Below are 21237 nucleotides of genomic sequence, written 5' to 3' on the forward strand. Positions count from 1 at the left end.
CCATATGAGCTGGCGTACGCCTGCCTTCGAGGGATCCCGCCCTGCCCGCCGGGCGAGAACTCCGAGGCACGATGATCCACAACTCTTGACAATTACTCGTCGACGAACTCGCCGCGCTCGCTGTCGGTTCCGGCTCTGCGCAGCCACGCCTTGGCGTCCTCCAGCGTGTCGAACGACATGTTCCGTACGCCGGGGATCCCAGCGACGCGGTACCGGGTGCCCTTCCCGTAGCGGGCGGTGCGCTCCCGCTTGCCGCTGGTGGGGTCCTTCTTCTTGTTGATCCAGCGGTCTTCTATGTAGCCAGCCAAGTACGTCCTCGGGGTTGGGGGTGAGGGTGGCGCTACCGCTGGTGCGTCAGGCCGTAGCCGAGTGGTCGACCCGACGCTGCGGGGCCGCGCTCACGGGGTCGAGGGCTAGGTTGGAGCGCGAGTCGGCCAGCTCCTGCTCGCGTATCCAGGCATCGAGCGCGTCGAGCCGGTACGTCACCCGCCCACGGGCCCCCAACCGGAAGCTCGGCGGCCCCTGCCGCCGGTGCCGCCAGACGTAGAGCGTGCGCGGCGAGATACCGAGATAGGCCGCCGCTGCCTGCACGCCAAGGAATGCCTGTCCTACGGCGGAGGCATTCGGAAGTGCGGAGGAACGACGCTGGGAAAGCAGGGCAACTTCAGACAAGAAGGGGTCCTTCGGCTAGGAGTTTGGGTTTACGAGCGGCCCGTCACGACGATTTGTTTCAGACCGTGGCGATATTTTCTCGGCAGGACCCTTTTCCAGTCACCGCAGACCCTGCTGTACAAGGCCCCACGGGACGGATGGAGACGGGACCGCCTCGGGAGACTCAATGCTCCGGCCGATCCCCGGTTTTGCTAACCGGGGATCGTCGGCTATGTTGCGCCCTCGCCGAACGGGTCCAACGACTGAGCGCGACAGCCGAGCAGGGTGTGCGGGGCGACATCAAGGGCCATGGCAATGGCTACGAGATCGTCAATGTCACAGCGTCGGACCCTGCGTTCGATGCGGGAGACAGCGGTGAACGTCATGGGGCGCCCGAGCGCGGTGACGCGGCTGGCAAGCTGACGCTGGGAATAGCCGCGGGCGGTGCGCGTGGACTCGACGGCGTGAGCGACGGCCCGTCCTGCGGGACCGATTTGGAGAGGTCGTGGAGGCATGGTCGTGTTGTAGCTTCCGCACGCCACCTCAGGGAAGCACTATTCGTCTGCTGTGAGCGATGTGCTGACCGACACTGATTTCAGCAACCGGGGATCCGGGCCTACTGAATGCACGGCCCGCAGGAAGTTGTACTGAGTTCACGAGTGAACTCTGGACTTTTGGGCTGTAGGTGTGGCTGTGTTGTCCAAGCACCAGCGCACCATCCCCTGCCCGAATCCCCCGCCCCCGATTCGCAAAAGGTGGTCGATCTACATCGCCCGTATCCGCACCATCAAGCCTGAGGCGTTCGCGTCCGAATCCCTGGCGGCCGTCTCCCTCTCCGCCGAGCGGACCTTCTTCGGCCTGCTCACCCAGGCCGACGACCACGGCCGGTACCGCGACCAGGCAGCCGTCATCGCCGGCCTGCTGTGGTCGCTGCGCCCCGAGCACGGGCCGATGGGTGTCGAGGACGACCTCAACCAGCTCCACACCGCCGGTCTGATCTGCCGCTACGAGGGCGCAGATGGGAAGCGGTACTTGCACATCGTCACCTTCGCGCGGCACCAGAAGGTCAACCGGCCCAGCGGGGTCCGGCATCCCGACTGCCCGCACCACGACCTCGGCCTGGCACCTGAGCGCTCACCGCGCTCGCACGGAACGCTCACGGAGCCCTCCGCACAGGCTCACGGCGTAGACACGGAGGACTCACTGAGCCGCAAAGGCACAGGTCAGAGCGAATTCAGTGAGCCTTCACCACAAGTGCATGAGCATGCGGTGAGCCCTCACGGTTCGGATCTAGGACCTAGGAACAGGGATCTAGGATCTACTCCGTTGGGGGGCGCGAGCGCCCCCGCGCCCGAGACCGTCTCGGCCCATCAGCTCATCGGCGACTACGCCGTCGCCTGCGCTCACCGCCCGCCCCAGGACGTGCTGGGGCACCTCGGCCGGGAAGTGCGCAAGCTGCTCGACGAAGGCATCGCGGCTGCTCACATACGCGCCGGGCTGGAGCGGCACCGCGCCAAGGGCCTGCACCCCAGCACCCTGCCCAGCCTCGTGCACGAGGCCATGAACGCCGCACCACAGGCTGCCGCAGGCCCGCACCGGGCCTGGACCAACCCCGCGCCCGCCGATGCCGAAGCGGCCTACGGAGGCCAGCTGTGACCACGGCCACCGCCCGCCAACCCCGGCGTGTCAGCACGGTGATGGCCCGCCTCGACGGCATCCTCGCCGACCGGGGCATCGACCGCGCGTCCCTGCCCGCCGAGCCGCCCGCGCAGCCCGTGACCGCACTGCAACTGGCCGACGCCCGCATCCCGCCCCGCTACCGCGACGCCCTCGCCACCCACCCCCAGGTCACCGCCTGGGGGGACGAGATCGTCCGCGCCGCCCGGCCGGGCCCGGGCGGCTCGCGCGGCATCGCCTGCGGTCCGTCGCTGCTGATCGTCGGCACCACCGGCACCGGCAAGACCCATCAGGCGTACGGAGCCGTCCGCTCGCTGCTCAGTGCCGGGGTACGACTGCGCTGGGAGGCGACCAACACCCCTGACCTGCATGCCCGCCTGCGCCCGCGCTCCGGCCACGACCCCGAGCGCGAACTCCACGTCCTCAGCCGCAGCCCACTGCTGATCGTGGACGACCTCGGCGCGGCCAAGCAGTCGGAGTGGACGGAGGAGCTGACGTACCGGCTCATCGACCGCCGCTACACCGAGATGCTCCCCACCCTCATCACCACCAACCTTCCCATCGGCGCCCTGCGCGACGCCATAGGCGACCGCGTGGCCTCGCGCCTGGCGGAGATGACACGCCGCGTCGTCCTCACCGGTCCCGACCGGCGGCGACAGCCTGCGACCACGGCCTGACCCCACGGGCCCACCAACTATCCCTCTACCCCTGCCACAAGGGACCCACGGAGCCGCCTGCATGCCCCAACCCGACCTGCCCGCCCACACCGACACTCCCTCCCACTCCGTCACCGGGTGGGACCGCGCCGCAATCGTCGCCCTTGGCAGCACAGGCTGCGCACTCTCGTACGATGCCCTGCAACAGATGGCCACCGCCATCCACGTGCGCGGACTACTGACGTACCTCTTCCCGCTCGTCATCGACGGCTTCATCGCCTACGGCGTCCGAGCTCTGATCATCCTGCGCGGCGCCCCCTTCCGCGCCCGCGCCTACGTCTGGGCGCTCTTCGGCACCGCCACCGCCGCCAGTATCTGGGCCAACGCCCTGCACGCCGTGCGCCTCAACCAGCAAACCCCGAGGGGAAACTTGAGGCTCGGCGACACGACGGTCGGCCTCCTGTCCACCCTCGCGCCACTCGCCCTCGCCGGGGCAGTCCATCTGTACATCCTCATCGCCCGGCAGACCGCACGGACCACCCCCACCACAGCCGCACCCGTGCACCCCACCCCCGCCTCGCCCGACACCGACCTCGTACAGGACGAGCCCGGACCGCCCTCGACCACGGACGCTACTCAAGCGCCTCGCTCCGGCCGCCCGCCGGGCGCCGAGATGGACGAGCTGCTCGCCATCGCCCGCACAGCCGTCGAGGCCCACGGGAGGGTCAGCCGAGCCGTCGCGCGCGACGCGATCCGTGAAGCCGGGCTGCCCATCTCCGAGGACCGTCTCACCGAGCTCATGCAGCGCCTGCGCGCGGACCAAGGCTCCTTGACCGGTCTCCCCGTGGGGTGACCGGATATCCGGTCACCCCACGCAATCCCGCACGGACCGCGTACGGACCATCCACCTCACCCGGTCCGCACGCGGTCCGCGCACTCCCCCCCCCCGCACGCCGACAGCTCTCCACAGGCCGACCACCCATCCCCGCCAATGCCACACTCCGAAACGGAGCCGCTCCGCATGCCCGACTCTCACCCTGACCGCCCCAAAGCCGCACCACTGGTCACAGCAGCCCCAAGCGCAGCAAGTTGGAGGTTCGGACACTCCCCCGCAGGGGGAGCGCCCGAACCCGACCCCGCCCCGGGGGTGGCGGGGCCCGTCCAGTGCCAGGGGGCACTGGACGGGAAGGCCGCGACCGAGGGCGGATCGCAGCGAGGAAACACCGGCCGCAAGCGCCGGACGAAGATCAAGGGGAAGGCGCGCCCGCGCGACAAGAAGCAGCGCCCCGCCCAGAGCGTCCGCCTCAGCGATCAAGAGCACGCCCTCATCCAGGCCGGCGCCGACGCCGTCGGCATGAGCATGGCGGGCTTCCTCGCCCACTCCGCGCTGGCCGCCGCCCGCGACCAGTCCCGCACCGCCGCCACCATCGCCACCGAACGCGATGTGCTCACCGAGCTGTTCGCCATGCGCCGCCAGCTCGGCTGGGCCGGCAGCAACCTCAACCAGGTCGCCAGGGCCCTCAACTCCGGCGGTGACGCACCGCACCTCAAAGAGGTGCTCGCCGACATCCGGCGCGCGGCCAACGCCGTAGGTAAGGCCGCAGACCGCGTCACCCACCAGCCGGAACAGGAAGGTGAGGCTGCTTGATCCCCAGCATCCACCGCCAGGGCAGCAGCACCCTGGGCCTGCTCCGCTACCTCTACGGCAAGGGCACACGCGAGGAGCACGCCGATCCGCATCTGGTCGCCTCCTTCGACCACATGGCCCCCGACCCCGGCCGCGACCCGAAGGCCACGAAGAAGGACCTGGCGCGCCTCCTCGACCAGCCCCTCCACCTGCTCGACACCGACCAGCGGCCCGCCCACCACGTGTGGCACTGCTCCGTGCGCGCCGCGCCCGACGACCCGATCATGACCGACGAGCAGTGGGCCGACATCGCCCGACGCATCGTCGCGGCCACCGGCATCGACCCAGGCGACGGCGCGGGCTGCCGCTGGGCAGCCGTACGCCACGCCGACGACCACATCCACATCATCGCCACCCTCGTACGCGAGGACGGCCGCCGCCCCGACCACCACCGCTCCGGCAAGCGCGCCCAGGCTGAAGCCCGCCTCATCGAAGCCGACTTGGGTCTCCGCCGCGTCGCCCCCAGCGACGGCACCGCCGCCAAGCAACCCTCCAGGGCTGAGCGTCACAAGGCCGAACGCCACGGCCGCGACAGACCCGCGCGCGAGGAACTGCGTGAGACCGTCCGTCGGGCAGTCGCCGGTGCCGCCTCCACCGAGGAGTTCCTCGGCCGCCTCAAGGACGCCGGGCTCCTCGTCCGCACCAAAGTGCTGCCTTCCGGTGACCTGCGCGGTTACAAAGTCGCTCTGCCCGACGACCGCAACGAGGGCCAAGAGCCGATCTTCTACGCCGGGTCCACCCTCGCCCCGGACCTCTCCCTGCCCCGCATCCAGGAACGCTTCACCACCAACCCCACCCCAGCGCAGACCGCCGACAGCGAACGGCCGGGGAGCCCAGCCGCCTCCCCGTCAGCACCCGCCGCGGCACGGCGCACCACCGCCCAGGCCGCCTGGCAGGCACTGCTCGTCCTCGACCACAGCGGCGATGACGGTGCGGCGGCCGCGCAGATCGCCGTGACCGGCGAGGTCCTTGACGCCCTCGCTAAGACCTCAGCTCTTCACACCCGAGGTGAACTGCGCAAAGCAGCCTGGGAGTTCGAGCGGGCCTCCCGTTCCCACACCCGAGCCGAGTTCCGTCACGCACAGGACCTGCGCCGTGCCGCACGCGACCTGATCCGAGGCGGGCCGGCACTGGGCCGGGGCGAGGAAAGGGCCAGCACTGCCATGGCCATCGACATGCTGTTCTTCCTCGTCATCGCTGCCGTGCACTGGCATGCCCGGCGACAGCACGCCCAGCAGGCCGAGGCCGCCCGCCAAGCCGCCGAGCACCTGCTCGCCGCCTACCAGCAAGCGGCCGCGGAATCTCTCAGCGTGCTGCGGGAGCGGGGTCGCCGTATCGCCCCATCCCTACGCCACCACCACACCGCCACCATGCGCGCCGCCCTGCCCGAGCTCGCCGAGGCCATCCTGGCCGAGCCCGGCTGGATCGCCCTGGCCGCCACCCTCACCGACGCCGAACAGGCTGGTCACGATCCCCGGGCCCTGCTCGTCGAGGCCGCCGCCCACCGGGAACTGGACACCGCCGAATCCATCAGCGACGTCCTCGTCTGGCGCCTGCGCCGTACCGCGGGCCTGCCCGGATACGCCCCGCACAGCCCCCAGCAAGCGGGCCGACGCACCCCCTCCCCCACGCCTGCCACACAGCCGGTGGCCCCTCCGACGAACGCCTCCGCTCGTCGGCGATGACCACACAAGCCGCCGGAACATAGCCGACGATCCCCGGTTAGCGAAACCGGGGACCGTCCGGACCATGAGCGACATCAGCATCCATCCCGCCCCCTTTGAGGAGACCCCCATTCACGCCTCCACACCCCGTCCCCACGTCATGGCCCTGCTGTTCGACACGGATTTCAACCTCCCTGCGGATTCCCTCGTTTACCGCCACCTCGACGGACGCCCCTTCACCGAGGAGGAACAGGCGATCATCCGTGGCGCCACCACGGACGAACTCCAGGCCGCAGGCATCCGCGTCCACAACCCCACAGCCAAAGCCGAGGCCGCAACAGCCGCACTGGAGCTGGCCGAGCTCCTGTTCAAGTACGTCATCCCGCACCATGAAGTCCTCGTCCCCTTCATGACCCACGAGGACATGCTCAAGTACGACCGGCTGGCCACCATCGTCGCTGCGGGTGCCGTCGACACCCCGCCGCACGAGGACTGAGCACACAGGCAAGCCCCAGCACGAACCGGCGGCCGGTGGCCAGGAGCCCTCTCCGCCACCGGCCACGTCCACCACCTCGGCGAACGCCACGGCCCCAGCCCCTAGTCCAGGGCAGCCCGGGCTCACAGCAGCAGTCGCCAGTACAACGGTGTTGCTCACATCCGCGCGATGCCGGGAGGGCAGGGTCTTCACACCATCCTGCTCGCCCGGCACGCGGTAACGTCCCTCATAGGGCCAACGGAGAGGGAGCACGCAGCATGCCGCATGCCAAGGTCGCCGCCGATCGCAACGACCCGCGCGGACTCATCCTGGACTTCGCCGGGGTACTGACCGCCGACCCGCGCCCCGTGCACCGCGCGTGGTGCGAGGCGTAGGGTCTCCACCCCGAGGCATGGCGTTCCTCTCTCGGTGACAACCCCGAAGGCCGACGGCTGTACGCGGCGTTGGAGATCGGGCAGATCGGCCAGGCCAAGTGGAATGAGGGCACCGCGAGCCTGCTCGGTGCGCACGTCGAACCGTCGAACCTGATGGGGCGCGCCTGGACCGGAGTGCCTGCAGCACGGCACATGGCCGCCCTCGCGCGGGCCGCCAAGGAAGCGGGGTACCGGCTCGCACTCCTTTCGAACAGCTTCGGCCTGGACCCCTTCAACCCGTACGAACAAGTGGGCATCTGGAGCCTGTTCGACGTGCACGTCATTTCCGAGGCTGTCGGCCTCGCGAAGCCGGACCCGGCGATCTACCAGCTGACGCTGGAGCGTCTGGGTCTGCCCGGCTCGGCCTGTGTGTTCGTCGACGACCATCCGGTGAACCTCCCGCCCGCCGAGGCCCTGGGCATCACCACCGTGCTCGCGAGGCACGAGGCGGACACGGTCGCCGAGCTGCAGTCCCTGCTCGGGGTGAGCATCGACCTGGCCGCGTAGGAACCAGGTTCAGCCGAGTGGGAGCTACTGCCGGTCGAGGAGCACGGCGGCCCGCCCGTCCAAGGCCCTGACTCCCGCCACCTTCTTGTGGCGAGCGAGCCGGACGCGCATGTCCAGGGCAGCGTCGCGGATGCGGACGGACCGTACGCCGTCCGCGCAGTCGAGGAACTCAGTCCATGCGGTCATGGCGCCGTCGAGGTCCCCTTGCTGGAGGTGGATCTCGCCGAGGTTGCCGAGGACGTGGGCGCGGCTGCGGCGACGGTCGAGTCCGTGGATCTCCAGGGCCTGGTGGAGCTGTTCGCGGGCGCCGGTCAGGTCGCCCATTGTGGCGAGGGTCATGCCGGAGGTGTGGGCCCAGCGGCCGATGGTGAAGTGGGATGCCCAGGACTGGCCGGGCGGCGCGGTGGCAGTGCGTTCGATGGAGGTCTGGGAGGCGGCCAGGGCTTTGGCGGCGAGTTTGTGGTTGCCGTCCAGGGCGGCGGCCTCGGCGAGTGTGGACTGGTAGTAGGCGACCGCGCGGGGGTCGTCGAGACTGCGGGCGTGCTCCATGGCCTTCTCCGCCAGGGCGAAGGCTTCCGCGCGGTAGCGGGGGCCGAGCGCGATGGACTGGACTGTCATGCCGCGCAGGGCGGTCGCGGCGAGTTCGGGCTCACCGGCCTCGTCCGCTAGGCGGAAGGCGTGGGCGTAGTACTGCTTGGCGCGGTCCCGATGATCGTCGTCGTCGCCCTCGTCCTGGTACATCCAGCCGATGAGGTGGGCGAGTTGGGACGCCGCCGCGTACAGGCGGCGGCCAGTGGCCTCGGTGTACTTGCCGTCCAGCCACGGCCCGGCGTTGTCGGTGAGGTATCCGATGGCCAAGCGGCGTACGTGGCTGCCGCCATACTCGGCCGCCGAGTCGCCGAGGGTCTTGACCATGGCCAGGACTGCGTCCACCTCGCCCTGGCCGACCCGTACGGCTCCGGCTGGCGCACTGTGCACGCGGCGGGTGATGGCTTCGGCGTCCGGCACGCCGAGCAGAGACAGGGTCGCACCGCCGGAGGCGGTCAGGAAGCTCCGACGGTCCACGTCACTCCTCCCTAAGGCCAGGACTGAGGCCACGGTATCCGCGGGGCCGGAGATCGGCGCGGACACATCGCCGATCTGGGGTGCCTTGATCCCTAAGACCTGGATCACGTAGGGCAGCCAGTACTCGGGGTTACGCTCCCCGACCATCAGTTTGCGGGCGTACTGCCGGGACATGGCCGTGGGTCCTCGGCCCTCGGCGATGCCCAGCTCACGAGCCAGTTTGGACGGCCCCCAGCCGCGCTTCGCGCACCCCTTCTGGATCAGCTCCGCGATGCTCTGGATCCTCTCCATCTTCATCCGCCCCTCCCGACGGGGTTACGCGGAACTACGCGGGGTTACACCCTCCCACCTGTTGCGTGTCCGCGGCCACGCGTTCACTGAACATCAACCGCACTCGGTACAGAGCCTGTTGGGCCTGAGTGCGGTGCCGAAGAGCAGCGGGCCGCCGGAGCAACCCCCATGCCGCCCGGCGGCCCGCTGTCACACCACCTGACCGGAACAGGACGGAGGCAGCCGTGACCAGTACGAAGCAGGACTGCGAGCAGGACAGCGCCATCTGCCGCAAGGACAAGATCCGCGACGGTTCCTTGAAGGCGGTCATCGTGCTGGCCCTGATCAACCTGGTGCCTCCGGCCTGGGTCCTGCGGCACCAGGTCGCTGACCTGGTGAGCCCCGCCCAGCTCACCGTGTCGATAGCGGCGCCTGATGTGGCGCCTCCGTCCGTCTGAACTCCCGTGCCCCAGCACTCCCCACCGCGCTGGTGCACGACCAGGCGCCCTACGCCCCGTAAGCGGTCCGCCCGTCGTCGGTGGCGGACGGATCTCTTCCTCTGGGAGGAACAGTGGAAGTCCCGTACACCGCCGCCGAGCTGTTCCGGTACGCAGACCGGAAGATCCTGGAGGCGGCAGCCCAGGTCTGGCCCCGCGCTCAGGAGATCCGGCTTGGCGCCCACACCCCCAGCGTGACCGGCTACGTCCGCAGCCTCGACGTGGACGGTGAGGAGTTCTTCGCCAAGTACTCCTTCCTGGGTCTTTCTCTCGTGTCCGTGGTGCGCGGGACGTGCGGCTCCTGGGAGGCCGTCCGCGCGGCACAGGCCGCCTACACCGCTTCACGAGGGGCACTGCTGGGGCGAGAGGCCGAGCAGCTCAAGCTGCTGGCGCTCGCCCGGGCACGGGTACCCGAAGCCGTCGGCTACTGCGCCGGAGTGCTGTTCACCAGGCCGTTGCCCGGGCCCACGTTCGGCGAGCTGGTGGTGAAGGAGCCCGACCGTACCGAGGACCTGGCTGTGCGGGCGATGCGCGAGCTGGACGGAGCCATGCGGCGCATGGCCGATCGTGTCCAGCACGTACAGATCTCCGAGCGGGGGATACCCGCCACATTCAGCCGGAAGTTCAACGGCATCAGCGGACACGCCTATCTGCGGCAGGCCGGGGAGTTCGGGCCGGTGCTGCGGGAGGTCGTGGTCCGGCTGCGGCGCCTGGGGCAGGCGACGGCCACCGGTCCTCGCCCGCTTGTCTACGGCGACCTCAAGCCCGAGCACATCGTTTACCCCCACGGCCCCAACGAGCCGCCCGGCTACCTCGACCCCGGCATCGCGTACGGCCGTGACGCGGCGGACCTGGCCAAACTGATCTCCCGCACCACCCTGGGTCTGATCGCCGATCCGCCACCCAGCGGCACCGTGGAGAGCGTCACCGCGGGGCTGGGAGCGTGCGCGGGGAAGCGCGTCTGGCATCTGACCGACAGCGAACGGGCCGCGTGGCTGCGGGAGCTGGCCGTGCTGTGGCTGATGGACACCGTCAACATCCTGTCCACCTACCTCACCTGCCCCGCGGTGCTGCCCATGCCTCCGAAGGCGATCGCCGCCGTCGAACGGGCCGATGCGGTGTGCCGCCTGCTAGACGTGGCCAGCACGGTCCTGGCGGAGAACAAGACGAGCACGGCATGGCCCATAGTGCTGGGCGAGGCAGCCAAGGCAGCGGCCTCATGAAGGGCCCGGTGGCGGCCATCGGTGTGATCGGGGCCGGTGCTGTCGGGCAGACCGTGTCCGCCCTGCTCATGGGCACGGGCTGGTGCCGCGAGATCCTCATCGCCTCCGGCTCCCCGTCCTCGGCCGAGGCCCTGGTCGCCGACCTGGAGGACATGCAGCAGGTCCTGGACGCCTCTGTCCTGGCCCGCATCGCCCACCCCGCCGATATGAACCACTGCGCGGCGGTCGTTGTCTGCCCCAGGGCGAAGTTCACCAACACCGCCACCACAGACGTGCGCATGGCTGGCCTGGCGGCCAACGCGCCCATCGTCGCCAGTCTCGCCCGCACCCTAGCGGGCTACACCGGCACCACGATCGTGGTGACCAATCCGGTCGATGTGATGGCCCGCCTGTTCGCCGAGGTCTCCGGCTGCCGACGGGTGTACGGGGTCGGCTCGAACACCGACACCGCGCGCTACCGACTCACCCTCGCCCACCACCTGCACGTCCCCGTGGACGCCATCGACGGCCACGTGATCGGCGAGCACGGTGACGACGCCGTCGTGTGCGCCGCCGCCACCCGCGTCGCTGGCCTGCCCGTCGCGGTCCCCTTGGCCGAGGCCCGCGCCGAACTCCGTGCCCGCCCCCGCCGCATCAACCAGGGCATCGGCCGCGCCCGAGCCGGACCCGCCGGAGCCGTCCTCGCCGCCCTGCGGGCCACCCTCGGCCTCGCGGACGGCGTAGTCGAACTGTGCGTCAACCACGACGACCGCTGGCGAGGAATCCCGTTGCACTTCACCGCCGGGCAGCCCACGGTGTGCCTGCCCGAACTGGACCTGAGCGAGGCCCAACGCCTGGTCAACGCCGACAACAAGCTCCGCGCCGCCTACGCCGCCCTCCGATCCCACCTCGCCGAGCAAGGAGAAGAACCTCAGTGACCCAGCACGCCACCCGCATCACCACGGCCGACCACGCCGTGACAGTCCTCAGCCAGACCAGCGCCGTGACCGACTGGATGATCCGCTACTTCGGCCAGTGGTGGAACGCCACCTCCGCCACCGCCCCGTTCTCCGGCCCGCTGGTGACCGCCGAAGTCGACCCCGCCGCAGTCGCCACGTACACCCGAAACGTAACCGACCGCCCCCACCAGGAGACCACGTACGCCAACGCGCGACTGCTCCACAGCCGCACCGGCGACCACACCATCACGGCCACCCAGCCCGACGAACACCTCGCCTACCGCTCCGAACCCGACCACCTCCACATCGTCGGCCGCGAGCCCCTGCCTGTATGCCTGGCCGCAGCCCGTCTGGCCCGCGAAGTCGTACGCGGCCAACTCCTCGCCGACGGCTGGTCGATCCTGCACGCCTCCGCCGTCGTCAACCCCGACGGACAGACCGTCCTCACTCTCGGCGGCAAGGGCGCGGGCAAGACCACAACCGCACTCCTGCTGGCCCGCGCCGGATGGCGGCTGCTCGCCAACGACCGCGTCTTCGTCCGCCCCGACAGCCACGGCATCCGCGTCCTGCCCTGGCCCTCGGCCGCGGCCATCGGCCTCGGCCTGCTCGACGCCCTCGACCTCTACGACCCCGTACGCGAACGTACCCAACGCGGCGAATGCCTCCACCCCACCCAGCACCAGGACGTGACCAACGCCCTCACAACCGGCCGCCGCAAGCCTCTCTGGAACGAGAAGGGGAAGGAGCTCAAGCCCCAGTTCTTCCCCGACCAACTCACCGAATGGCTCGGCCTCACCCTGGCCACCGAAGGCCGCGCCGCCCACATCCTCTTCCCCTGCATCACCCCCGCCACCACCCCGGCCCTCACCAACAACGACCGTGCCCTGACAATGGACGACTTCTTCAACAGCACCACCGAAGACCGCTACCCGGACGTCTTCGGCCTGCTGCCCACCGAGCAGCTCACCCCCGAGCACACCCTCGACCTGCTACGCCGCCTGCCCCACCACACCCTCACCCTGTCCCACGACGAGAAGGACAACATGACCTTCCTCGCGGGCCTCCTTGTGGGTCGGGGGTGAGGAGCCGAGTTCGTTCGAGCCGGGACCCCGTTCCCGGCCGACGAAGAGGCCCAACCGCAGCTGAGTATGTAAGGCCTGCTTATCGGGATACAGCGGGCGGCGCCGGGGCCTCCGTGACCAACGAAGCCTCCTCGCCCGCTCACAGCGACGACGATTCAGCCGCGTCCGCGCCGCCCACTCCGTGCCGTCTGGAGTGACGGTTCCAGGCGCGGCCCAAACCCCATCGGCTCCGTACAGGCCCTGACCGACACCGGCGAAGCCGATCACTCGGTCCCCGGCATCATCCTGGCCGCACTCTCGCTGGCCGTCCTGCCGTTCCTGTCCGCAGCTCAGCGCAATGCCGGACGCGAGCTCGGCTCGGCGTCGGCCGTGGCCGACTCCAAGGAGACGCTGCTGTGCACCTACCTGTGCCCCGTCCTGCTCGTCAGCTTGCTCACCAACCTCGTCCTCGGCTGGTCCTGGGCTGGCCGATCGCCGCTCTGGCCATCGTGGTCATCGCCGCGAAGGAAGGCCGCGACGCCTGGCGGGGCAAGGGCTGCTGCGCCCCGACCCCGCCCGCATCCACCGCCGTCACGTCCGAAGCGAGCCAGTGTGGTTGTCCCGGGGGCTGCGACTGCTGCTGACGTGACCCGGTCGGTGTACAGCTCGGACAATAGGCTGGGTCGCGCCGGGGGCATCTGCCCTGTCTCAGGCATTCGGAGGCAACACCATGACGGCGATCAGGCAACTCGACCTTGAGCGCCGGCTTCGCATGGCCGAAGTGGACGACGGCGAGCTGGTGAATCTGCTGACACGGTTCTTCCCTCTCGGTCGATACACGACAGCGCGCGAGATTGAACTGACCAACGGTTCCATCACGTTGACCGTGGTCTACAGCAGGAGGACCGGGAGAATCTGCGGTCTGATCCCGGCAGAAGGGTTCCCGGAGGAGCTGGTTGCGCAGATCGAAACGGAGATCGAGGACAAGCTGGTGTCAGCGCCAGTCCCGAAGGTGGCCCGGTTCGTGTTGTACGCACATGTGCCGGTCGTGGGCTACTGGCGGTATCGCGACCGGATCGTCCTGCGCCAAGTGCCAGCAGGGTCCCCGCAGCCGCCCCACGAGACAGCTGACCATCCGCTCATCTGCGAGATTCAGTTCGATGGCGCTGTTGACCCATGGGTCAACAGTCTGCGCTCCGGCCGTGAACCCCGACAGCTGGCGCTTCTTCTGACCCTGCTCGTGCCTGGCCTCAGGCTGGCGGGCCAGTCGGCGCAGGGCTGGATACTGATACCGACCTTGAGCGCCCTGAACCCGGAAGCGCCGATGCCAGAAATGCGGAGCGAATACGCACAACAGGGCTACTACGTCCCAGGGATGCTAAACGGACGGCCAGACTCGCTCTCGGAGCAGGACGGTCTACCGGACATCGCTCTAGGACCAATTCCGCGCGGGATCGAGGACGGGGCGACGCTGACCCTGCGCGAGGACATGGCGACGTACCTCGACACCTACCTCCAGCTCACACCTGACGATCGCCGAAAGCTCCTGCGTGCTGCCTACTGGTTACACCTTGCGCGGAAGGTTTTTGCCGACTCGCACTCCGCGAGCTTCCAATCGTTGGTACAAGCGGTGGAGGCGCTGACGACCGTTCCCTCTGGGCAACCGAAGTGCCCCGAATGCGATCGAGTCATCGGAGTGGGTCCGACGAGGCTGTTTCAGAAGTTTGTGGCTAAACATGCGCCACCGACCGAAGGCTCAGACGATGAGCGCACCCACAAACTGCTCTACGAGACCCGCTCCCAGCTGACGCACGGCAACAGCCTTCTGGAAGTCGACGAGGAGACCGGCTTCGTGACACCGACGCCGACACGGATCGCGGAGGGCCAGCTCCATGAAAAGGCTGCAGAGGTCTGCCGCGCTGCGGTCTTGGGATGGCTACGCTCGCACGCGCCTGATGAAGCTGCCTTCGCGTAGGCGCTGGCGCCCGGCCGGATTCGACGGCAGCAGCGGGCAAGCGACAACCGATCGATCGTCTACACCGTCGCTAAGCTCCTCGACCAGCCCTGCACCACGTCGAGCACCTACACCCAGGTACTCACGGCTTTCCGGCTGAGCGGCGGCCCGAGCCGGTCGCCGCGCCGTGAGGTGGCAGTCCGCCGCATCACCGACAACGAAACCACCTGGAAGAAGACCGGCACTGTCCCCGGCAACCAGCCGCAGGCGCTGATCGCTGTAGGCGCCGACTGCATCCTCGCCGCGACCGACAAGGGCGTCTACGAATCCCGTGACGGAGGCACCACCTTCACTCTGCGCGCCCTGGCCTCCGGCTGACCGCACGGCCACCAGCGCACATCTCCATCAGCATGCCCCTGCATGCATGAGCGGTGCCTGTGCGGACAGCGTGGCACAAGCCATCTCGGACAGGAGCCACGATCCTGCCGTGTGGCGCTGACCTGGAAGAACAGCACTACACGGCAGACGCGAACATCACCGAACACGGATTCGTTCCCACTCCAGGAGCGGTTGAGAGCGACGTCTGAGGCTCTGGTGCTGATGATCGAGGGCCCCGGCGCGAACGCCTCTGTTTCCTTGGCGTTCTCGAACCTCGACGTCCATTTTGCGCCACAAACAGTGATCGCTCATTACGGTCCGCATCTATCGCTCGGCCTGCTCGTGGCATCACGCATGAGGTACACGAGGTCTGAGGCCCTGGCGATCAAGATTCTCCCGACGGCCCGTCCGCATCGTCCTTCACGTGCGCAGAGGCACGTAGAGGAAGCCCTGATACCCACACATTCGTCAGGCCGATCGGCACGCGATGGCCCATCACGTCCGGAGACACGTACAGAACCGGAGCCGTAGAGCGAATCTGGTCGCCCTCCCCCAATTCCGTTGTTACGGCCCTGAACGACCCTCATCCTGAAACGTTCGTCAGCGGTCGAGGGGAGAGTAGTGAACATTCCGCGACGCCACGCGAGTGATCCTGACGTCATCGGGCAAACGACGGGGCTGGTCAAGTTCCTACGCGACGTAGTTCACAGCAGCCACCAGCGACAGCGTGACGACCGCGGTCGTGAACGCCTGTGGTTGGCCCGGCTGCCGGAGTCCGTCCGCAAGCCCGCACCACGCGACGACGGCGTGCTCTTGACGCTCGACCATATCCCGCAGAGCGCACCGCCCGACCTCCCCACCTCGCTCGATGGCTGGGTAGACCCGGCGCGCTGCCTGAACCCAGACGGAGGTGATCCGCCTCTCGCGGAACAGGGGCCGGGGCACGAGCTGGTGCGTAGGGCGGACAACCATGAGCAGTGGGAGGGGGAAGGCGCCCTTCGCCGCGAAGAGGCTGGTGACGTGCTGCGGGCCTATGGCACATGGCTGGATCGATGGCGCAGGTGGGCGAAGCGGGAGCAGGCGGAACGGCCCCTGCGCGAGCTCTACGACCGGGTCTATACGTGGCACCAGAAGCTGACCCAGGAGGACGATCAGACGGAACTCATCCTGGCCGTCGGCCTGTTGACCTCGATCGGGCCGAACGAGGACGTGGTGCACCGGCACCTGTTCACGCATCGCGTCGAGACATCAGCGGACCGCCGTACCGCGAGACTGACAGTGCGGCTGTCGTCGGAGAGCGCCCTGCGTCTTGAGGACCAGGACTTCCTGGACAGCGACGACGGATGGGTACGCGAGCGCGGGGCCGCCCTCTCAGAGGAAATCACTGCTCGGGCGATGGATCCACTGGGCCCCGAGGCTCTGGAGCAGCTGGCACAGTGGCAGGAGCGGGCGACCACGCTCCCCATGGGCTTCAGCGCGGAATGGGAACCGCCTCGAGCACCGGAGCGTGGGGCACGACTCACTTACGCGCCGGCGTTGGTCATGCGCCCACGCAACCTCAACTCCCTGCTGCGGTTCTACGACCAGATCGCGGAAACAGTGGCTTCGGAGGTGCATGCGCCGCTCGGTCTGGCCCAGATGGTCCTGCCGCTCAGCGCCGAGGAACGATCTGCCTGGGACAGGAAGGGACAACCGCCGCTGTTCGGCGACGATCCGCTCTTCCCCGGTAAGACGAACGCGCAGCAGAGGAGCGTGCTCGGGCGCCTGGAACACGACACCGGTGTGGTGGTCCAGGGACCGCCCGGCACGGGCAAGACCCACACGATCGCCAATCTGGTCTCCGCATTGCTCGCACAGGGCCAGCGGGTGCTCGTTACCAGTGCCCGCGACCAGGCACTGACCGTGCTTCGGGAGAAGCTGCCTCCTGCGGTGAGGGACTTGTGTGTGCTGCTGCTCAGCTCCACTCGTCAGGAGGGCGCGGGTGAGCTCGAGCGCACCATCAACGCGCTCACCGATCAGGTGGCTACCAGCGATCCCGATGAACTGCGCGCCGAGATCCGCCGCCTCGCCGACGAACGAGACCAGGTGCGTGGACGGATCGAGACGCTCACCGAGCAGGTGATCTCCCTCCGGGAGGGCGAATACCGACATCGGAGCGTGGCGCCGGGGTACGCGGGAACGCTCGCCGAGATCGTGGAACGGGTCCACGCCGGTGCCGAGCAGTTCGGATGGATCGACGTTCTCCCGGACACCTCCGAGGACCTCCCGCCGCTGGCCGCAGAGCAAGCCTTAGAACTTCTCCTCCTGCTGCGCGCCGGCGCAAGTGAGCCGCGTGCAGGCGGCGCCCTTCCTGTTCCTGAAAAGCTGCCATCACCCAAGCAGGTCGCGGACGTCTTCGCGGCCAGCCGCCTCAGCGACGGAGGGCTGTCTGCGGAGACGATCGAGGTCCGAGACGTACTCGCTGGCCTCGACGCGTCCGTGACCACCGAATTGGCCTTGCTGCTCGATACCTGCAAGACGGCCCTCCATCACCTGGGGGTGCCCACGGACGCCACGCGCTGGGATACGGACTCGTGGACCACCCGGGCGCTGACGGACCGACTCTCCCGGTCCAACCTCGCGCTGTGGCAGCGCGTGGCGGCCGCCACGAACGCGATCCGCGAGGTCGCACGGGGCATGGACGCTTTGGGCCTGCACCAGGTGGCTGTGCCCGAGGACCTGACCGTCCAGCAGGCGGGCCAGTTGGTGTCGGTCGGAACCGAGCTCCGAGACTATCTGGCCGCCGGTAAGACCCTGCGATCCAGGTTTCCGAGCAAGGTTCAGAAGAACGCTCGAGAGTTGCTGGACTCCTGCTCCGTCGACGGCCATGCGCCGAAGACGGCCGAGGAGATAGACATGATCATGGTGCGCCTTCAGGCCCATGCCACGCTCGCTGGCGCGGCCCTACGCTGGCAGCAAGTCAGTGCCGCGGTCGCCCCGGGGGAAGTGGAGGTTCGGCTGGCCGAACTCACCACACGAGCAGAGCACCTCGAGCACGTCCAGGCATTCGGCACGGCCAGAGAGCACATTGACGAACTCCTGGTACATCACGGCGTGCGTCTGATGATCACCTCCCGCCGGGCGTGGCAGGACTTCAACGCCGCTGTGGCCGCGCTCAAGGGTCGGCGCGCCGCCAACCAGGCAGTCGCGCAATTGGCCGCGTGGGACGAGCTCCTCCGTGCACCTACGAGTGGCACGCACCCGTCCACGGAGGCCATTGACCTCATACAGGCTCTCCGGGACCAGGACGTGGACGCCTATGCCGAGGCGGTGGAGGCACTGGCCGCCGCGCACCAGCGGGAGCACCATACGCGTCGGTGCGCCGAGCTGCTCGGCCTTCTGCACGCCACGCACCCTCTGCTCGCAGGCCAGCTCATGAACAGCTCCAGCGATCCCGACTGGGAGCAACGGCTGGGAGCTCTGGAACAAGCCTGGGCATGGGCAAAGGCTTCGCAGTTCGTACGGACGCAGCGTACGCCCGGCCTGGAGCGCAAGCTCGAAGGCGATCTGAGCGAGCATGAAGACAGGCTGGAGTGCGTTACCGGTGAACTCGCCGCGACCTGGGGCAGGTTGCACTGCCTGGAGCGGATGACTCAAGAACAGCGCTCGGCACTGCAGGCGTACCGGACCCACATGGCGTCGTACGGCAAGGGCAAGGGGCGGCATGCAGGACGCTTCCGGGCCGCGGCACGCGATGCGATGTCCGTGGCCCAAGGCGCGGTTCCCGCGTGGGTCATGCCCATTCCGCAGGTCGCCGAGATGGTGCAGTCGAAGCGAGATGCCTTCGATGTCGTCATCGTCGACGAGGCCAGCCAGGCCGGCATGGACGCGCTGTTCCTCATGTGGCTGGCTCCGCGCGTGATTGTCGTCGGCGACGATAAGCAGTGCGCACCCGCCGTCACGGGCAAGGGCCGACTCCAGGCCATCCAGGACAAACTTGCCGCCCATCTACCGGACATGCCCGCCCGGCTGCGCGAGCTCTATACGCCGCACACCAACCTCTACCAGCTGCTGTCCACCTTCTTCCCGAAGGTAATCCGCCTCGAAGAGCACTTCCGCTGTGTGCCCGAGATCATCAATTGGTCTTCCAGCACCTTCTACGACAACAAGCTCCTGCCTCTGCGCCAGTACGGCGGCGAACGACTCGATCCGCTGCGCACCCACTTCGTCGAAGACGCTGTGACGAAGGGCCGTGAGGGCCGTATCCACAACCCCAAGGAAGCCGAGGCCGTCGTCGACTGCTTGGTCCGCCTGGTAGAAGACCCCGCCTATCAGGACAAGACTATGGGCGTGATCGTGCTTCAGGGCTTTGGGCAGACCAGGCTCCTGGAATCCCTCATCGAGCAGCGACTGCCGGCCACTGTGCGCGAGCGCCACCGGATACGCGTCGGCAACGCGGCCTCGTTCCAGGGCGACGAGCGCCACATCATTCTGCTGTCCATGGTGGTGACCAACCCACCGCTCATCGCGGGCGGGTCCAAGAGCGACCAGCAGGCGTACAACGTCGCCGCCAGCCGGGCCCAGGACCAGATGTGGCTCTTCTACTCGGTCCCGCCTGACCGCCTCAAACCTCACGACCTGCGGCTCAACCTCCTGACATACATGGAAAATCCGCCCGCCGCACTGGAGGCCACCTACGACATCGGCCCGGTCCTTCCAGACGTCCGAAGGGCCCCCTTCGACTCGCTCTTCGAACAGCAGGTGTACGTGCGGATCAAGGAGCTGGGCTACCACGTGGTTCCCCAGTTCCCAGCCGGGAGCAAGCGCATCGACCTAGTGGTTGTCGGAGCTCGTGGCCGCCTCGCCGTCGAGTGCGACGGCGATCCCTTCCACCGCGCCACGCGGGAGCAGATCGAGAACGATCAGCGACGTGACCGCGAACTGCAGCGCGTGGGGTGGAAGTTCTGGCGCATCCGGGACAGTGACTTCCGCTTCGACCCCGACGCCGCGCTCAACGGTCTATGGGAAGAGCTCGATCGCCAGTTGATCCGGCCTGCGAACTACAACCGTCCGGCAACAGCCGCCCCACCGCCCGGCCCCACGGGCGAGTGGAAGCCGCTCAACCTCTCCTCGGACGAGACCCTCACCGTCGAAGACGGCACTGACAACGAACAGCCTGATGAAGAAGCCGAAGACACCACGGAGGACGCCGCGTGACGCAGGAACCGACCATTCTGGGCCAGCTCGACGGCAACACCCTCAAGGAACTGGCCCGTGTCATCTGTGGAGACGACCACCTCTATTACCGCAGAGGCTTCGAGATCGCCGAGTTCCTGGAGAGTGCCGGGTGGCGCAATGTGCCCGAGTACGAGGGCGGGTACCGCAGCGAATGGGTGCTCCAGCAACTCATAGTTCGTCGGGAGAGCCCCATGGATTTGGAGAAAGTACTCATCAGACTCGCCGACGCACGCGAGTACCTTGAGGAACCCGACCTCCTTCCGACCGTGATCAACGCGGTCAACACCTTCCTCGTACACGAAGGCTTCCGCCTGGAGAACCCGGGCGGCAGGCCCAGGATCGTCGTCTGCGACCCAGCCTTGGCGCACCCGGGCCAGCAAGCACCAGTCGAGCTCAAGGCCACGATGGCGGACATCATCCACGAGCCGCAGATGGCGGCGCTGCTCCAGCGGCGCCTGGACGAAGCGCGCACCTGCCATGCCAACGGCGCCCACGTCGCAGCCATCATCATGCTGGGCAGTCTCCTTGAAGGTGTCCTGCTCACGGTGGTTCAGCAGCGCGACGCCTCCCTGCTGCGCGGCAAGAACCCCGATTTCATCGGCCTCAAGGTGCTCATCGGCATCTGCCACGAGGCAGGCTGGATCGACATCGACGTCGAACGCTTCAGCCAGGCCCTCCGCGAGTACCGCAATTTTGTCCACCCGCGGGCCGAGTTCCGTGAGGCGCACACTCCCGACCGCGACACGCTCACCGTGTCCTGGTACGTCGTGAACAGCGCCCTCAACGATCTCGCGGCCACCCAACCCGAAGCCAGCGCGTAGGCCGGACGAGACCGAAAGCGTTGCGCGGCTGCGAGGCCACGACGCTCAGACCAGGCACAACG

The 21237-nt window shown here is 68.4% G+C and carries 17 protein-coding genes and 3 pseudogenes; 16 read left to right on the forward strand and 4 right to left on the reverse strand.

From position 1 onward, the window contains the following. Nucleotides 1-98: 98 nt before the first annotated feature. The 3 genes and pseudogenes from IG74_RS0135625 to IG74_RS49920 all read right to left on the reverse strand — a co-directional run. Nucleotides 99-308 (reverse strand): annotated as a pseudogene (locus IG74_RS0135625) (site-specific integrase); the annotation flags it as partial. A gap of 46 nt (nucleotides 309-354) precedes the next feature. Further along, a complete protein-coding gene (locus IG74_RS54285; RefSeq protein ID WP_030685793.1) occupies nucleotides 355-591 on the reverse strand; it encodes a helix-turn-helix transcriptional regulator in 237 nt (78 codons plus the stop codon). A 290-nt stretch (nucleotides 592-881) separates the two neighbouring features. Beyond that, nucleotides 882-1166, reverse strand: coding sequence for a helix-turn-helix domain-containing protein (locus IG74_RS49920; protein WP_078869311.1), 285 nt, complete (start codon nucleotides 1164-1166; stop codon nucleotides 882-884). 253 nt (nucleotides 1167-1419) lie between these two features. Between IG74_RS49920 and IG74_RS0135635 the strand changes: the two genes are divergently transcribed. From IG74_RS0135635 to IG74_RS46535, 7 genes and pseudogenes are all read left to right on the forward strand, one after another. Then, complete coding sequence (locus tag IG74_RS0135635; RefSeq protein ID WP_030685796.1) at nucleotides 1420-2307, forward strand: hypothetical protein; 888 nt, start codon at nucleotides 1420-1422, stop codon at nucleotides 2305-2307. A 41-nt stretch (nucleotides 2308-2348) separates the two neighbouring features. Then, a complete protein-coding gene (locus tag IG74_RS0135640; protein ID WP_051856128.1) occupies nucleotides 2349-3005 on the forward strand; it encodes an ATP-binding protein in 657 nt (218 codons plus the stop codon). A 61-nt stretch (nucleotides 3006-3066) separates the two neighbouring features. Beyond that, nucleotides 3067-3837: a DUF2637 domain-containing protein gene (locus IG74_RS0135645; RefSeq protein ID WP_051856081.1), complete on the forward strand. Its 771-nt coding sequence runs from the start codon at nucleotides 3067-3069 to the stop codon at nucleotides 3835-3837. Nucleotides 3838-4131: 294 nt separating this feature from the next. After that, a complete protein-coding gene (locus tag IG74_RS0135650) occupies nucleotides 4132-4632 on the forward strand; it encodes a plasmid mobilization protein (protein ID WP_030685803.1) in 501 nt (166 codons plus the stop codon). Then, nucleotides 4629-6356, forward strand: coding sequence for a relaxase/mobilization nuclease domain-containing protein (locus tag IG74_RS0135655; protein ID WP_030685805.1), 1728 nt, complete (start codon nucleotides 4629-4631; stop codon nucleotides 6354-6356). The genes IG74_RS0135650 and IG74_RS0135655 overlap by 4 nt, the downstream gene beginning before the upstream one ends. A 64-nt stretch (nucleotides 6357-6420) precedes the next feature. Beyond that, nucleotides 6421-6831 (forward strand): hypothetical protein, encoded by a 411-nt coding sequence (locus IG74_RS0135660; protein ID WP_030685807.1) that lies wholly within the window; start codon nucleotides 6421-6423, stop codon nucleotides 6829-6831. Between the two features lie 257 nt (nucleotides 6832-7088). Continuing rightward, nucleotides 7089-7751 (forward strand): annotated as a pseudogene (locus tag IG74_RS46535) (HAD-IA family hydrolase). A gap of 24 nt (nucleotides 7752-7775) precedes the next feature. Here IG74_RS46535 and IG74_RS0135670 read toward each other — a convergent pair. Further along, nucleotides 7776-9113 carry a tetratricopeptide repeat protein gene (locus tag IG74_RS0135670; protein ID WP_234334553.1) on the reverse strand — a complete coding sequence of 446 codons (1338 nt, stop codon included), beginning with the start codon at nucleotides 9111-9113 and terminating at the stop codon, nucleotides 7776-7778. Between the two features lie 218 nt (nucleotides 9114-9331). Here IG74_RS0135670 and IG74_RS0135675 point away from each other — a divergent pair, with 218 nt between their 5' ends. The 9 genes and pseudogenes from IG74_RS0135675 to IG74_RS52350 all read left to right on the forward strand — a co-directional run bounded on the left by IG74_RS0135675 (nucleotide 9332) and on the right by IG74_RS52350 (nucleotide 21175). After that, nucleotides 9332-9544 carry a hypothetical protein gene (locus tag IG74_RS0135675; protein ID WP_030685813.1) on the forward strand — a complete coding sequence of 71 codons (213 nt, stop codon included), beginning with the start codon at nucleotides 9332-9334 and terminating at the stop codon, nucleotides 9542-9544. A 113-nt stretch (nucleotides 9545-9657) separates the two neighbouring features. Next, nucleotides 9658-10806, forward strand: coding sequence for a hypothetical protein (locus IG74_RS0135680; protein WP_051856084.1), 1149 nt, complete (start codon nucleotides 9658-9660; stop codon nucleotides 10804-10806). Continuing rightward, nucleotides 10803-11723 carry a lactate/malate family dehydrogenase gene (locus IG74_RS0135685; RefSeq protein WP_030685816.1) on the forward strand — a complete coding sequence of 307 codons (921 nt, stop codon included), beginning with the start codon at nucleotides 10803-10805 and terminating at the stop codon, nucleotides 11721-11723. The genes IG74_RS0135680 and IG74_RS0135685 overlap by 4 nt, the downstream gene beginning before the upstream one ends. Then, complete coding sequence (locus tag IG74_RS0135690) at nucleotides 11720-12826, forward strand: hypothetical protein (RefSeq protein ID WP_037826618.1); 1107 nt, start codon at nucleotides 11720-11722, stop codon at nucleotides 12824-12826. Before IG74_RS0135685 ends, IG74_RS0135690 begins: the two co-directional genes overlap by 4 nt. A 222-nt stretch (nucleotides 12827-13048) precedes the next feature. After that, nucleotides 13049-13449 (forward strand): annotated as a pseudogene (locus IG74_RS53680) (cation transporter); the annotation flags it as partial. An 86-nt stretch (nucleotides 13450-13535) separates the two neighbouring features. After that, nucleotides 13536-14780: a hypothetical protein gene (locus IG74_RS0135695; protein ID WP_030685821.1), complete on the forward strand. Its 1245-nt coding sequence runs from the start codon at nucleotides 13536-13538 to the stop codon at nucleotides 14778-14780. A gap of 171 nt (nucleotides 14781-14951) precedes the next feature. Beyond that, a complete protein-coding gene (locus IG74_RS0135700; protein ID WP_030685823.1) occupies nucleotides 14952-15137 on the forward strand; it encodes a hypothetical protein in 186 nt (61 codons plus the stop codon). Nucleotides 15138-15758: 621 nt separating this feature from the next. After that, nucleotides 15759-20333, forward strand: a complete 4575-nt coding sequence (locus IG74_RS0135705; RefSeq protein ID WP_078869313.1) for an AAA domain-containing protein — start codon at nucleotides 15759-15761, stop codon at nucleotides 20331-20333. Next, the gene (locus tag IG74_RS52350; RefSeq protein ID WP_030685827.1) at nucleotides 20330-21175 is read left to right on the forward strand and encodes a hypothetical protein; all 846 of its coding nucleotides are present in this window, start codon (nucleotides 20330-20332) and stop codon (nucleotides 21173-21175) included. Before IG74_RS0135705 ends, IG74_RS52350 begins: the two co-directional genes overlap by 4 nt. Nucleotides 21176-21237 lie beyond the last annotated feature (62 nt).

This window comes from Streptomyces sp. NRRL B-1347, from assembly GCF_000720325.1.
Lineage (GTDB): Bacteria > Actinomycetota > Actinomycetes > Streptomycetales > Streptomycetaceae > Streptomyces.